This is a genomic window from Novosphingobium panipatense, assembly GCF_900182875.1.
GTDB classification, from domain to species: Bacteria; Pseudomonadota; Alphaproteobacteria; order Sphingomonadales; family Sphingomonadaceae; genus Novosphingobium; species Novosphingobium panipatense.
Window position 1 is genome coordinate 79,932 of sequence record NZ_FXUI01000002.1, and the last position, 13,264, is coordinate 93,195.

At 63.7% G+C, this 13,264-nt stretch carries 17 protein-coding genes; 11 read left to right on the forward strand and 6 right to left on the reverse strand.

The annotated features are described in order from the left end of the window. Positions 1–9: 9 nt before the first annotated feature. Positions 10–375: a hypothetical protein gene (locus QOL62_RS03305; RefSeq protein WP_346770659.1), complete on the reverse strand. Its 366-nt coding sequence runs from the start codon at positions 373–375 to the stop codon at positions 10–12. Next, positions 365–565 carry a hypothetical protein gene (locus QOL62_RS03310; protein ID WP_103730444.1) on the reverse strand — a complete coding sequence of 67 codons (201 nt, stop codon included), beginning with the start codon at positions 563–565 and terminating at the stop codon, positions 365–367. Before QOL62_RS03310 ends, QOL62_RS03305 begins: the two co-directional genes overlap by 11 nt. A gap of 65 nt (positions 566–630) precedes the next feature. Here QOL62_RS03310 and QOL62_RS03315 point away from each other — a divergent pair, with 65 nt between their 5' ends. The 7 genes from QOL62_RS03315 to QOL62_RS03345 all read left to right on the forward strand — a co-directional run bounded on the left by QOL62_RS03315 (position 631) and on the right by QOL62_RS03345 (position 5,339). Further along, positions 631–1,314, forward strand: a complete 684-nt coding sequence (locus QOL62_RS03315) for a S24 family peptidase (RefSeq protein ID WP_283405165.1) — start codon at positions 631–633, stop codon at positions 1,312–1,314. An 85-nt stretch (positions 1,315–1,399) separates the two neighbouring features. After that, positions 1,400–2,056, forward strand: a complete 657-nt coding sequence (locus tag QOL62_RS03320) for an MBL fold metallo-hydrolase (protein WP_379511659.1) — start codon at positions 1,400–1,402, stop codon at positions 2,054–2,056. Between the two features lie 151 nt (positions 2,057–2,207). Beyond that, on the forward strand, positions 2,208–2,387 hold the full coding sequence (rpmF, locus tag QOL62_RS03325; RefSeq protein WP_103730446.1) for a 50S ribosomal protein L32: 180 nt from the start codon (positions 2,208–2,210) through the stop codon (positions 2,385–2,387). 30 nt (positions 2,388–2,417) lie between these two features. After that, positions 2,418–3,491 carry a phosphate acyltransferase PlsX gene (plsX, locus tag QOL62_RS03330; RefSeq protein WP_283405167.1) on the forward strand — a complete coding sequence of 358 codons (1,074 nt, stop codon included), beginning with the start codon at positions 2,418–2,420 and terminating at the stop codon, positions 3,489–3,491. After that, positions 3,491–4,462: a beta-ketoacyl-ACP synthase III gene (locus QOL62_RS03335; RefSeq protein ID WP_103730448.1), complete on the forward strand. Its 972-nt coding sequence runs from the start codon at positions 3,491–3,493 to the stop codon at positions 4,460–4,462. Before plsX ends, QOL62_RS03335 begins: the two co-directional genes overlap by 1 nt. Before the next feature lie 108 nt (positions 4,463–4,570). After that, positions 4,571–4,867: an integration host factor subunit alpha gene (locus QOL62_RS03340; RefSeq protein ID WP_103730502.1), complete on the forward strand. Its 297-nt coding sequence runs from the start codon at positions 4,571–4,573 to the stop codon at positions 4,865–4,867. Between the two features lie 28 nt (positions 4,868–4,895). Then, entirely contained in the window at positions 4,896–5,339 is a 444-nt protein-coding gene (locus tag QOL62_RS03345) for a MerR family transcriptional regulator (protein ID WP_283405168.1), read from the forward strand. A 4-nt stretch (positions 5,340–5,343) separates the two neighbouring features. On the opposite strand, the gene QOL62_RS03350 is transcribed toward QOL62_RS03345, so the two are convergent. Genes QOL62_RS03350 through QOL62_RS03365 form a run of 4 tightly spaced genes read right to left on the reverse strand, consistent with a single transcriptional unit; the run spans position 5,344 to position 8,129 of the window. Then, positions 5,344–6,129: a hydrolase 1, exosortase A system-associated gene (locus tag QOL62_RS03350; RefSeq protein ID WP_283405169.1), complete on the reverse strand. Its 786-nt coding sequence runs from the start codon at positions 6,127–6,129 to the stop codon at positions 5,344–5,346. After that, complete coding sequence (locus QOL62_RS03355) at positions 6,126–6,818, reverse strand: alpha/beta hydrolase family protein (protein WP_283405170.1); 693 nt, start codon at positions 6,816–6,818, stop codon at positions 6,126–6,128. Before QOL62_RS03355 ends, QOL62_RS03350 begins: the two co-directional genes overlap by 4 nt. Next, on the reverse strand, positions 6,818–7,075 hold the full coding sequence (locus QOL62_RS03360; protein ID WP_283405171.1) for an acyl carrier protein: 258 nt from the start codon (positions 7,073–7,075) through the stop codon (positions 6,818–6,820). Before QOL62_RS03360 ends, QOL62_RS03355 begins: the two co-directional genes overlap by 1 nt. A 34-nt stretch (positions 7,076–7,109) precedes the next feature. Beyond that, entirely contained in the window at positions 7,110–8,129 is a 1,020-nt protein-coding gene (locus tag QOL62_RS03365) for a GNAT family N-acetyltransferase (protein WP_283405172.1), read from the reverse strand. Positions 8,130–8,153: 24 nt separating this feature from the next. Between QOL62_RS03365 and QOL62_RS03370 the strand changes: the two genes are divergently transcribed. The 4 genes from QOL62_RS03370 (at position 8,154) to QOL62_RS03385 (ending at position 13,259) form a co-directional block, all read left to right on the forward strand. After that, positions 8,154–9,695 carry an acyl-CoA ligase (AMP-forming), exosortase A system-associated gene (locus QOL62_RS03370; protein ID WP_283405470.1) on the forward strand — a complete coding sequence of 514 codons (1,542 nt, stop codon included), beginning with the start codon at positions 8,154–8,156 and terminating at the stop codon, positions 9,693–9,695. After that, entirely contained in the window at positions 9,692–10,918 is a 1,227-nt protein-coding gene (locus QOL62_RS03375; RefSeq protein WP_283405173.1) for a pyridoxal-dependent decarboxylase, exosortase A system-associated, read from the forward strand. Before QOL62_RS03370 ends, QOL62_RS03375 begins: the two co-directional genes overlap by 4 nt. A 171-nt stretch (positions 10,919–11,089) precedes the next feature. Then, positions 11,090–11,734, forward strand: coding sequence for an XrtA/PEP-CTERM system exopolysaccharide export protein (locus QOL62_RS03380; RefSeq protein WP_103730455.1), 645 nt, complete (start codon positions 11,090–11,092; stop codon positions 11,732–11,734). Between the two features lies 1 nt (position 11,735). Then, the gene (locus QOL62_RS03385) at positions 11,736–13,259 is read left to right on the forward strand and encodes an XrtA system polysaccharide chain length determinant (RefSeq protein ID WP_283405174.1); all 1,524 of its coding nucleotides are present in this window, start codon (positions 11,736–11,738) and stop codon (positions 13,257–13,259) included. Positions 13,260–13,264: the final 5 nt, after the last annotated feature.

Sequence of the window (13,264 nt, forward strand, 5' to 3'; positions counted from 1 at the left end):
ATGGCGTCATTAGCAGTCCTCGAGGAGCAGAAGTTCCACCTCGATCGCGAGGCGGGATGGGGCTTGCCGATGTTCGACCGCGACGACGGCGGCATCGGCCACAAGGTGGCGTGGTATGGTGAATTCGTGATCGGGCAGGGCGGCGATAAACGCCTCTCCACGCTCGATGGCTTCACCTTCGAACGCCAGAGCGATCGTGTGACGCGCGCCGGAGAAGGTGGCGCTGGCCCAGAGCCGTTCGGCCTGGTGCAGCAGCTCCGCTCCCCGCCCCGCCAGCCGAAGTACGTCGGACAGCAAACGCGCCCACGGTTCGTTCGTGGAATGCCGATGGCGAGTCGGGCGGCGGAATGTTTGCTGGAACGGCTCAGCGGACACGGGCGTTCTCCCTGGTCTGGGCGTCATAGGTGGCCATGAACTGCTGCACGCGCGCGGCGAGCTCCTCCCGGGGGGCGCGGCCGTTCCGCAGGTCGGCTACGAATCGCGGATCCTGCGCCGCCAGTCGGCCGAACTTCGTCCAAGGCATGTCGGTCTGGCGTAGGAAGCGCTCAATCTGGCGCAGTAGCATCCGGTCTTGTCCTTTCCTGTAGGATTCTTCTTGCTGTTCCTTATTTGTTCCTCTTAAAATCCAACATGTCTAGGAAATTTCCTACGGGTGCGAATTCCATGGTTTCGAACGATGATGCCCGCGCGCGCTTGCTGGAACTCGCCGATCGCAGGCAGATCAGCCTGTCGAAGTTGTCGCTCATGCTCGGCAAGAACCCGAGCTACCTCCAGCAGTTCGTCCGAAAGGGGAGCCCGCGGAAACTGGAAGAGGAGGATCGCGGCATGCTCGCGCGGTTCTTCGGCGTCGAGGAGGAGGAGCTCGGCCGTTCGAAGGAAAATTCCTACGGCGGGGACGGGCGCTCTGGCGGCGAATGGGTGCTTGTGCCGCGCCTCAGCATCGGCGCTTCGGCCGGACCCGGCGCCATGGCGAATGGAGAGCTTGTTTTCGATACGATGCGCTTTTCAGACCGCTGGCTGCGTTCACTCGGCCTGCAGCCCGGCAATCTCTCCACGATCGCGGTCAGAGGCGATTCGATGGAACCGACATTGCGTCATGGCGATGAAATACTTGTCGACCGCACGCTGCGGAGCCTGCGCGACGGCATCCATGTTTTGCGACTGGATGACACCCTGCTGGTAAAGCGCGTCGATACATCCCGGTCCGGAGTTCTGGTGCTCCTCAGCGACAACCCGGCCTATCCGCCTCTCGAATGCAAGCTCAAGGATGTCGAACTCGTCGGCCGCGTGGTGTGGAAGGGCGGTCCCATCTAGGCGCCTCTGCACGGTTGCATTCCGGCGGCGCAGTCGCCATTCCACACGCATGACGCAAGCCCCAGAGCAGCCGCGCACGCCGCCCATGCGTGTGGCCATCATTCCCGTGACTCCCCTGCAGCAGAACTGCTCGCTCCTCTGGTGCACGGCCACGATGAAGGGCGCGCTCGTTGATCCGGGCGGGGACCTCGACAAGCTCAAGGGCGCTGTCGCGAAGGCCGGGGTAGCGCTGGAAAAGATCCTGATCACCCATGGCCATCTGGACCATTGCGGCCAGGCGGGTGTGCTCGCGCGGGAACTCGATATTCCGATCGAGGGGCCTCATGAGGAGGACCGCTTCTGGATCGCGCAGCTGAGCGATGACGGTCCGCGCTGGAACATGGAGGCGCACACCTTTGAACCTGACCGTTGGCTGCAGGACGGGGGCAAGGTTACCGTGGGAAATCTGGAGCTCGATGTGGTGCACTGTCCGGGCCATACACCGGGGCACGTTGTGTTCGTGCATGAGCCCAGCCGCTTCGCCATGGTGGGCGATGTTCTGTTCCAGAACGGTATCGGCCGCTGGGACTTCCCGCGCGGCAATCTGGACGACCTGCTCCATTCCATCACGCAGAAGCTCTGGCGGTGGGGCGACGATGTCACCTTCGTGCCGGGCCACGGGCCTGTAAGCACTTTCGGCCAGGAGCGGCGGACAAACCCCTATGTCAGCGATCAGGCGGTAAAGCAGCGTGCGCCCGCCTGAGGTGGCGGTTGGCGACGGCGTATGCATCCCGAGTAACGGGTTGCAACTCGCGTCAAATCGGTTATAGGCGCGCCTTCGCAAGCCGCCGTGTCCCGAGACGGTCACCGGCGGCCTTTTTGACAGAAACGTATTTGCAGGAACAGGTGCCGAAATGGCTGTCCCTAAAAGAAAGACGACTCCCTCCCGCCGGGGCATGCGCCGCAGCCATGACGCGCTGAAGGTCGATGCATTCCATGAATGTGGAAACTGCGGCGAACTGAAGCGTCCGCACAACCTGTGCACGTCCTGCGGCCACTACAACGGCCGTGAAATCGTTGCGGTTGAAGCCTAAGATACTCTGGCGAGTTTCGGAGAAAGCCCCATGAGTTTGCCGCGTATCGCCATAGATGCGATGGGCGGCGACGAGGGCGTGCGCGTCATGATCGAAGGCGCCGCGCTTGCGCGCCGTCAGCATGACCGTTTCAAGTTCCTGCTTGTGGGTGATGAGGCGCGAATCAAGGCTGCGCTCGAAAAGCATCCCAACCTGCGGGCAAGCTCCGAGATTCTTCATACCGAAGGCATCATCAGCGGCGAGGACAAGCCCAGCCAGGCTCTTCGTCGTGCCAAGGGTACGTCGATGGGGCGTGCCATTGAAGCTGTGAAGCTTGGGCATGCCGGGGCTGCCGTCAGTGGCGGCAACACCGGTGCGCTGATGGCTATTGCCAAGCTGACCCTTCGTACGATGCCGGGCATCGATCGCCCTGCGCTGGCAGCTCTGCTGCCGACGCTGGGTGACAACGACGTCATCATGCTCGATCTTGGCGCGAATACCGAGTGCGACAGCCGCAATCTCGTGCAATTCGCGATCATGGGCGCCGCTTATGCGCGAGTCGCCACCAATCGCGATGAGCCGCGCGTTCGCCTTCTTAACATCGGTACGGAAGAGACCAAGGGGACGGAGGAACTGCGCGATGCAGCCGCCGTGCTCAAGGGAGCGGCCGAACACCTGTCCATGTCATTCGACGGCTTTACCGAGGCGGACAAGATCTGCCGCGGCGATGTCGACGTTGTAGTGACCGATGGTTTTTCAGGAAACGTCGCCCTGAAGGCGGTGGAAGGCACGGCGCGCTTTGTCGCCGATCTGCTGCGCCGCGGCTTCACCAGCTCGCTCAGGTCGAAGATCGGGTTCCTGATCTCGCGACCCGCGACTGAGCTGCTCAAGCATCATCTTGACCCCAACAACCACAACGGCGCCGTCTTTCTTGGGCTGAACGGTATCGTCGTGAAGAGCCACGGCAGCGCCAATGCTGCAGGCGTGGCCAATGCGGTGGCGGTTACCGCGCGGCTTCTGGAGGAAAACGTGACCGAGCGTATCTCTGCGGATCTCGCCCGTCTTGGCGGGTCGGCCTGGCGTATGCCGAAGGGCGTTCCCGGCGTCCAGGAAGAGCGCGCCTGATGCTTCGGTCCGTTCTTCTCGGCACTGGGTCTGCGCTTCCGCGCACGGCCGTCAGCAACGCCCAGCTTGCAGAGCGAGTCGATACCAGCGACGAGTGGATCGTCGAGCGGACCGGAATCTCGAATCGTCATGTGGCCGAGCCGGACGAGACGACATCCAGTCTGGCGACGGACGCCGGCCGGAGAGCGCTGGATGCCGCCGGCATCGATGCGTCCTCCATAGACCTCATCGTGCTTGCCACCGCCACCCCCGACCAGACCTTCCCCGCAAGCGCGACGATCGTGCAGAGCCGCCTGGGATGCCGTCCCGGCGGGATCGCCTTCGATGTGGCAGCGGTCTGCTCCGGCTTCCTCTATGCGGTGGGCGTGGCCGATTCGATGCTGCGGGCGGGCATGGCGAAGCGCGCGCTGGTCATCGGCTCTGAGACCTTCAGCCGTATCCTCGACTGGGAAGACCGCACGACCTGCGTCCTCTTCGGCGACGGAGCGGGCGCCGTCGTGCTTGAAGCGCAGGAGCAGGACGGCGACAGCCCGCGCGGTATCCTTTCGACCCGGCTGCATTCCGACGGTGCGCACAACCAGTTGCTCTACGTCGATGGCGGCCCTTCGACCACCGGGACCGTCGGCAAGCTTCGGATGAAGGGGCGGGAAGTCTTCCGCCACGCCGTAGTGAACCTGTCGGATGTTCTACGCGAAGTGGTTGAAGATGCAGGGATAACTGCCTCCGACATCGATTGGCTTGTGCCTCATCAGGCTAACGCGCGCATTCTGGAAGCCACGGCCAAGAAGCTCGATCTTCCGCGGGAGAAGGTCGTCATGACCGTCGGCCAGCACGCCAATACCTCTGCCGCTTCGGTGCCTCTTGCGCTGGATCAGGCGGTGCGTGACGGTCGGATCAAGCCGGGCGATCTCGTCATGCTAGAAGCTATGGGCGGCGGGTTCACCTGGGGTGCCAGCCTCATTCGGATCTGACTTTCTGCAATAACGGTCAAACTGCCTTCAATATTGGGCGTACCGTTGCTTTTCCCCGTGTTTGTAATATTATCGGGCTGTCGGCGCAGTATGGGGATGCGGGCTTTGATGCGCTCTACGGATACTTTGACCAGGGCCGAAATCGCTGAGGCCATTCATCGCAAACTGGGCATATCGCGTGCCGAGTCCCTTGCAATGGTGGAATCGATCCTCCAGCACATGTGTACGGCTCTTGGCGATGGCGAGAACGTCAAGATTTCCGGCTTCGGCACGTTCCTTTTGCGGGACAAAGGTGAGCGGATCGGCCGTAATCCCAAGACCGGGGTTGAGGTACCGATCACGCCGCGCCGGGTCATGACGTTTCGCGCCAGTCAGATGCTGAAGGACCGTATCGCCGCAGAATGACGGTATCGTCCATTCTAAAGGGGCAGGTATGGTTTTCTCAGAAGCGGCTCTAGAAACGGCGGTCCAGACCGGCGAGCAAAGCCCGTTTTCGGATGGGAAGGATCCCCAGGCGCTGCGCACCATTGGCGAAGTTGCCAGTGCGCTCGGCATCCGAACGCATGTGCTGCGCTACTGGGAAGAGCAGTTTCCGGCGCTGAAACCCATCAAGCGCAGCGGCAACCGCCGCTATTACCGTCCTGAAGATGTGGCGCTGATCGTCGAGATCAACCGACTGGTTCATCGCGAAGGGTACACGCTCAAGGGGGCCGCAAAGGCCATTCAGGACAGGCCGGCTCTGCCCGCACCGAGCGGTACTGAGGCTTCGGCGCCGACGGCGGAGACGATGACCGGCCCCGGCCCTATCGAGCCCTGGATCTTCGACCAGCTGGCCGTCATTCGGAGGGAACTCGCCGAGGCCCTGGAACGGGCCTGATCCCTCACCGCGGCAGGTGATCGAGGACCTGCAGGACTTCATTCAGCAGCCATTGCTGGGCTTCGGGCTCCACGTAGCTGTGGGATGCCTGGGAACAGATGCGGATTCGTTCGTCTGTTCGGCTCCAGCGCGCAAGGAACGCAAGCCCGGTCCGATCCCGCTCGGCAACGAGGATGCGGACAAGGCCCGGAAAGGCGGCAAGCCCTTGCTGTAGCTCGGCCGTCAGGCCGCCCGCCGGAACCGGGACACGACGAATCGAGAGCAGAAGGCTTCGCGCAAGCTCTGGCATCGACACCTTGCCGGTAAGCAGCCGTCGAAACGCAGAGAAATCCTTCAGCCGTTTCAGATAGTGAGCGCGCACGACTTCGGGCGGCGAGGAGACGCTTTCTTCGTCAAACGTCCACGGGTTCGAGAGAATCAGGTCGTCCAGACCTCCGCCTCGGGCAAGCATCAGTGCGCTGGCGGCATCGCAGTTGCCGAAGCCGACGACGCGGTCGACCTGAGGGCAGTCCGCACGAAGCGCGGCGCATGCGGCCGCGATATCGGGCGCACTGCCACGAAAACCACTGTTATGGCCTTCACTGTCGCCAACACCGCGACGGTCGTACCGGAACACGGGATACCCTCGTGCGGCGACACGGGCGGCGAACAGGGCCTGTCCGTTCCACGCGCCGGCGCGCACCTCGTTGCCGCCGGAGACGATGAGGAGTGCGGTTCGTCCAGGGGCGCTGTCGAGGGTGCCGATCAGTCGATCGCCTGCACAGGTGAACGTGATGTGGCGCCTCGTCACTGGCTGAGCGCCTGTACGATCCGGCTCGCGAGAGTGGCAGCCTGCGCAGGGCTGTCGTCAGGCTCTGCCCGCAACCACAATCCGCTGCCGCCGATGTCCTCCTGAGGGATCCGTGCTGCACCGGGCGTAGGTGCCATCGTGCCGAAGTGGCGGCAGAAGTCCGCGCCGAGGGAATAGCCGGAGAGGGTGATCCCCTGCGTCATCGCGATCTCGGCAAGCGCCTCACGCGTTTCGTCACGCCCTGCCTCGCGAGCGGAGAGAACCCGTGCGCGATACATCTGGCGCATGATGGTCTCCGCCTTGACAGGCGCGTAGTGGAGGGCAGGCAGGTTGCGGGGCGTGAACATGCAGCCGCCGCGAATGCCCAGTGTGTGCGTTGCTCCGAAGTGGCGGGCTGCGGCCATCGCGGCGTCGAGCCAGTCAGCCGGCTCCTGCTGCGCCAGATCCTGAAGGCTTTCGTTGCAGCCGGGAAGATCGGGAAGGAACGTGTCGATGCCAGCGTCGGCAAGGTTGCGCATCACGCGAACCGTCAGGCGGCGCAGCTTGTTTCCCTCTTCGAACAGCGCCGGCACGATGAGCAGTCGTACCGGGCCCGACGCATCGCAGCAGATCGCGAATTCCTCTCTGATCCCGCCTGCGGGAAGCGGGTAGGACCAGCTTGCCGGGGTGACGACGCCCCGGACTTCCATCAGCCGCGCTTGGCCCGGACGAAGGCCAGAAGGGCGCCGTATGTTTCCAGCATTTCGCCTTCCAGTTCGTCGTCCTCGATAATGATGTCCAGGCGATCTTCCAATTCGGTCAGCAGTCCAGCGACAGCCATCGAATCAAGTTCGGGAAGATGGCCAAAAAGGCCGGTATCGTTGTCGAAGGCCTCCGCCTGACCGGGCTTCAGGCCAAGCACGTCCGTCAGGATCTGGCGGAGCAGCTGGTCGGTATCGTCTGGCATGGCCCCTCGGCGCGCTGTTTTCAACGGCCGCCCTCTAGCGACGCTTCGCACTTGCGGCAAGTGACCGCAGGCGTCTGCCAAGGAGTGGGCGCCAGTTCCTCGGATGGTGGGGAACGAACATTTCAAGTAGCCATCGATCCTGCTGCTGCTCCATCCAGTCTCGTTTGTAAGGGTCGTCTCCGGTGCCGAAGTCGACCAGCGTCACGCGGTCCTGGCCAATCACGTGCTGCATCAATCGCGCTGTAAGGACGGAACCGGGCGAGAGGGCCCTGGCATCTTCCCGATGAGCCAGCTTGTGGATGAAGGCTGTACCCCCTTCCACGGTCCAGAACTGTGCCGCGACGGCGGGAGCGTCCGGCTCGTGCGCGGGGAAAGCGAGGGCAAGCCGCAGGCGTCCCGCCAACCCTTCCGCCTGAGCGAACGCGCGAAGGAAGGGCAGGGACCCTTCCTCCGGTTTCCAGCTCCGGGCGTAGATGGCCTCGTACTGATCCCAGGCATGCGGATCGAAATAGTCGAACACGCGCGTGATAAGCTTGCCGGACTTGCGCCGAATGGTGCTGCGCAGGGTTCCCGGACGGCTTGCGAGGTACGCTTCGTAAGAACGTCCGCAGACCGGCAGGATATGGTTGGTATCGCAGACCGAGCGATGGACGCGCCATCCGGCGTCGTGGAAGGCGGTCTGCAGCCGGGTTGCGCTGCCATCCTCGTCCGGCACTCCGCGCAAGGTGATCCGGTGCGCGCGGTTCCGGAGATCCCGGGCAAGCGCCGACAGCGCCATGCCGTCCGTCACGACGGGACGGAAGCGGAACGTGTACCAGTTGGCGAGACTGGACAGATGTCCCCGGCCTCCGGTCAGAGGCAGAACCGCAAGGCCGCTCTCCGTCCGTGCTACGGCGAGCAACGGGGAAATGCCGCAATGGATCGCCAGGCCCTGCCACCAGGAGAGGCGGTCAAACGGCGCCTGTGCAAGGGGTGCGGACAGAAGCGATCCAAGCGCCTCGTCGGATTGCACTTCGTTAAGATCAGAGTGATAGTCGATCTGCAATTCGTCCATTCCCCCCGCGGAGCCTTTCCCCAGATGCCGGGCCGTCCCGAATACACGATCCTGCCGCTCGACTACCTTGTTCTGCGCGGCGCCGATGCTGATGAGGCTCTGGTGCTTCGCAAGGAGACCCTTACCTGGAAGGACTTAAGAACACGTGTGTCACGTCTCGCCGCCTGGCTTGCGCGAGAAGTGCCGGAAAAAGGCGCGCGTGTCGCTACCTGGGCAGCGAAGGGGGAGATGACCTGTGTCATGCCGTTGGCGGCGGCACGGGCAGGGCTGGTGCACGTTCCGATCAATCCCCTGCTCAAGCATGCGCAGGTGGCGCACATACTTGGCGACAGCGGGGCGGCCCTGCTGCTCGGCACGCCGGCGCGTCTTGCCACCCTGGAAGCGGTGCGGGATGTGCCGCGCGAATGCCGGGTTGTCGCCGAGGATGTCGCCATGACGGCTGCGGCCGCGTTCGAGGGACACTTAGGCGCTTCGACGGCTGATCCGAACGATCTTGCGGCCATTCTCTACACGAGCGGGTCGACGGGCCGTCCAAAGGGCGTCATGCTCAGTCATGCCAACCTGTGGCTCGGCGCGGAAAGCGTGGCGGATTATCTTGGCCTTGCTTCGGATGACCGCACCCTGGCGGCACTGCCTCTTTCGTTCGATTACGGGCAGAACCAGCTGCTTTCCACCTGGTACGCAGGCGGGTGCGTTGTTCCGATCGACTATCTGGTGCCGCGCGATCTGCTGAAGGCGGTTGAGCGCCATGGCATCACCACGCTTGCCGCGGTGCCCCCCTTGTGGGTGCAGGTAACGGAGCTCGACTGGCCGCCAGAAGTCGCCGGCAGGCTGAGGCGCCTGACGAACAGTGGCGGTGCGCTGACAGTGGACCTCGTGCGCAAGCTGCGATCGACGTTTCCTTCAGCCCGGCTCTTCCCCATGTACGGCCTGACCGAAGCCTTCCGCTCCACGTACCTTGATCCGGCGCTCGTGGACGTGCATCCGACATCGATGGGCAAAGCTATCCCGCATGCAGAAGTGCTTGTGATCAATGACATGGGACGCATCGCTGAGGATGATGAAGAAGGGGAACTGGTTCACTGCGGGCCGCTTGTCGCGCAAGGGTACTGGCAGGATCCCGAACGCACAGCAGAACGCTACAGGCCAGCCCCGGCGGCGTCGCGCTATGGCGGGACAGCCGTCTGGTCCGGTGACCGTGTTCGCCGGGCTCGCGATGGCCTGCTCTACTTCGTCGGTCGGCGCGATGCGATGATCAAAAGTGCGGGCAACAGGATTTCGCCGCAGGAGATCGAGGAGGCTGCGCTCGCCACGGGCCTGGTCGCGGAGGCAGTGGCTCTTGGCGTTCCGGATGACCGCCTGGGACAGGCTGTTCACCTTGTGGTTCGCGCGGCTGCCGATGCTTCAGACGCTGTTTCAGAACTTCCACGTAAACTGATGCAGGACTTACCGAACTTTATGCAGCCCAAGATTATTCACTGGCGAGAGCGACTGCCGACAGGTCCGAACGGAAAGCTGGACCGGGTCGTTCTTGCTGCAGAACTGGATGGGGGGCTGAAGGCATGAAGGCGCTGGGTCCCATACCGGCAGGCTTCGACGCGGCGGGCGGTATTCTGGCGATCGACGGTCGGTCCGTCACGGAACTGATCGCGGAGGCGGGAGGGACCCCGCTGTTCGTCTACAGCGGTGATCGCATTCGCCAGCGGGTGGCTGCCCTGCGCGCCGCTCTGCCTGAGCGCGTGGCAATACATTATGCTTTGAAAGCCAATCCTTTCCTTCCTGTTGTTGAGTTGATGTCGAGCCTGGTCGATGGTTTCGATATCGCTTCGGGCGGCGAACTCGAGCTCGTGCGTGCCACCGGTGTCCCGCTTGAGCGCGTCAGCTTCGCCGGTCCCGGCAAGCGGAACGCTGAACTGGAAGCGGCGATCAGGGGCGGCGTGACGCTCAACCTGGAATCCGAAGGCGAAGCGCGCCGGGCATTCGCCATAGCGGAAAAGTTCGGGATCACGCCGCGCATGGCCATCAGGGTCAATCCCGACTTCGACCTCAAGGGGTCGGGCATGAAGATGGGCGGCGGGGCTAAGCCATTCGGCATCGATGCGGAGCGCGTTCCGGCCCTGGTCCGCGAGGTGGTGGCCAGTGGAGCGACGTGGCGCGGCTTCCACATCTTCGCGGGCAGTCAGGCGCTGGACGCAGAAGCGGTTGCCGATACGCAAAGGCAGACAATTGCTCTTGCCGGGCGACTTGCCGAGGAAAGCGGCGTGGACCTGCCGCACTGCAACCTGGGTGGTGGCTTCGGCATTCCTTACTTCCCCGGCGACACACCGCTTGACCTCGCGTTCGTGGGGGAGCAGCTGACGGCTAGTCTGCGCGACCTGCCGGACGTGCTGGCCGAGACCGAGTTCTGTGTGGAACTGGGACGCTATCTGGTGGGTGAAGCCGGGGTCTATCTTGCCGAGGTGATCGACCGCAAGGTGAGCCACGGAGAGGTTTTCCTGGTTACGGACGGTGGTCTTCACCATCAGCTTGCCGCTTCGGGCAACTTCGGCACCGTGGTCCGGCGGAACTATCCTTCGGCCATAGCCACGCGCTTCGGCGCGCCCGTCGAGGAAGAGGCGACCATCGTCGGCTGCCTCTGCACACCGCTTGACAAGCTGGCGGACAGGGGGGGCTTTCCGCGGGCCGATGTTGGTGATCTCGTCGCCATCTTCTGCGCGGGCGCTTATGGTGCGAGCGCAAGCCCTGCCACCTTCCTGGGCCAGGGGCCGGCCAGGGAAGTGCTGGTCTGACCGAGCCGGCCGGCTTTCAGGTCCGTCCCGAAATGGCACCGGCAGGAGATTAGTCTCGTTCAGCTAACGCAAAATTCACCGTTTCGGGTGATAGCGGGGCTGATTTTGCCGGTCGTTCCGTGCGCCTGCGGGCGGAGGGAGAAAACCCGGCGCAAGACGAGGATATTTTCCATGCCGCAACTCCCCGCTCGATCCGTCGCCCTGGCAGCGCTCGCGAGCACTGCTCTGGCCGGGTGCAGCGGCGCTGCTCGCCCCGCTGCGGAGTTGCCGGCTGCATCGTTCGTGGCGATGGAAGAGGGCCCGGGCGAGGAGTACATCATCGGGCCTCTCGACCAGCTGACGGTGTTCGTCTGGCGCAACCCGGAGCTCGGCGCCAAGGTGCAGGTGCGGCCTGACGGTCGAATCACCACTCCGCTGATCAGCGACATGCCGGCTGTGGGCAAAACTCCGTCGGCGCTCGCACAGGACATCCGCCTGCAGCTTTCGAAGTACATTGAGGATCCGCTGGTGTCTGTCATCGTGGACGGGTTTTCCGGCACCTTCAGCCAGCAGATCCGCATTGTGGGCGCGACGGAGAAGCCGGCCTCGCTGCCTTACCGCGCCAACATGACCGTGCTGGACGCCATAATCGCGGTGGGCGGGCTGTCGGAGTATGCTGCGGGCAACAGCGCCCGTCTGATCCGCTTCGACAAGGCGACTGGGAAGCAGCAGGAATACAAGCTGCGGCTGGGCGACCTCCTGCGCAAGGGCGACAGCAAGGCCAACGTGATGCTCAGCCCCGGCGACGTGATAATCATTCCCGAAAGCTTCTTCTGACATGGAGTCGCTCTACGAAGAGCTGCTGGCCGGGTTGCACAGCGTATGGCATCGTCGCTGGATAGCGCTCGGCATTGCCTGGGCAGTCTGTCTGGTCGGCTGGTTGGCCGTCGCGCTCATTCCGAACAGTTACGAATCGCGGGCGCGCATCTTCATCCAGCTGGATGACGCCCTGGCGGAACAGGTCGGCATCGGGGTGGCGGATAAGAAGCGCGACATCGAACGTATCCGTCAGACCCTTACCAGCGCCGTCAATCTGGAGAAGGTTGTGCGCTCCACCCGTCTGGGCGACACGATCGACAACCCCAAGGCGATGGAAGCGGCGGTGCTGAGACTGGCCAAGAACGTCAAGGTGGTGACACAGGAGGACAATCTCTTCGAGATCACCGCAACTGCTAACGATTCGTCCTTCTCCGATGCCGAGAATGCCAAGCTGGCGCAGAACGTGGCGCAGAAGCTGATTGACCTGTTCCGGGAAGAAAACCTTTCCGGAAACCGTGGCGACATGGTGGAGACGCTGGAGTTCGTGAACCAGCAGCTGCGCCAGCGCGAGCGGGAGCTTGAGGCCGCGGAAACCAAGCGGGTGGCCTTCGAGGCCCAACATCCCGAGATGGCTCTGGGCGGTGCCGCCCTGGCGCAACGTCTGGAAACGTCGCGTGCGAGCCTGCGGGACATCGATGCGGATCTCTCGGCGGCGCGCAGCGCCCTTGCTGCCATCGAAGGGCAGCTTGCCGGTACGCCGCGCACGATCTCGGGGGGCGCTGCGGACGGCGGCGCTCAGTCCGCGTTCGCACGCGCGCAGGCCGATCTTTCGGCCATGCGGGCCAGGGGCCTTACCGAAAACCATCCCGATGTGATCGCGGCGCGTAATCAGGCGGCAGCCTTGCGCGCTGCGGCTGCTCAGGAGGCGGCGAGCGGCGGGGGAACACCCAACCCGGCTTACACTTCGCTCCAGTCGATCCGGGCTGAACGCCAGGCTTCCGTGCAGGCCCTGCAATCCCGCAAGGCAGCCGCGCAGTCCGATATCGCATCGCTCACCGCGTCCGCGATCTCCGACCCCGAACTGGCGACGGAGGCGCAGCGCATCAACCGCGACTACGATGTTCTTCGCCAGCAATACGACAAGCTTCTGCAGGATCGCGAGGAATTGCGCCTGCGCGGTGAAGTGAAGACGGAGCGTGAAGCGGTGAAGTTCCAGGTGGTAGACCCTCCGACGACTCCGCGCACACCCGTCGCCCCCAACCGTCCTTTGCTGCTGCTGGGCGTGCTGATGGCCGGTGTTGCGGGTGGCTGCGCGGGAGCCTTCGTCCTCAGCCGCGTCCGTTCTGTCTTCGCGACAACCTCAGGCCTGGAGAAAGCCACCGGGTTGCCGGTCCTGGGAGCCATTTCGCATAACCTGACGGACGCGGCCCGCGCCTTGCAGGCCAAGCGTCTGAAGTACTTTTTCGCAGGCACGGCTGCGCTTGGCGGCTTATTCGTGGTGCTGTTGGCCGCCGAGTTCATCCAGCGCGGCATGGTTGCGTGAGGAGG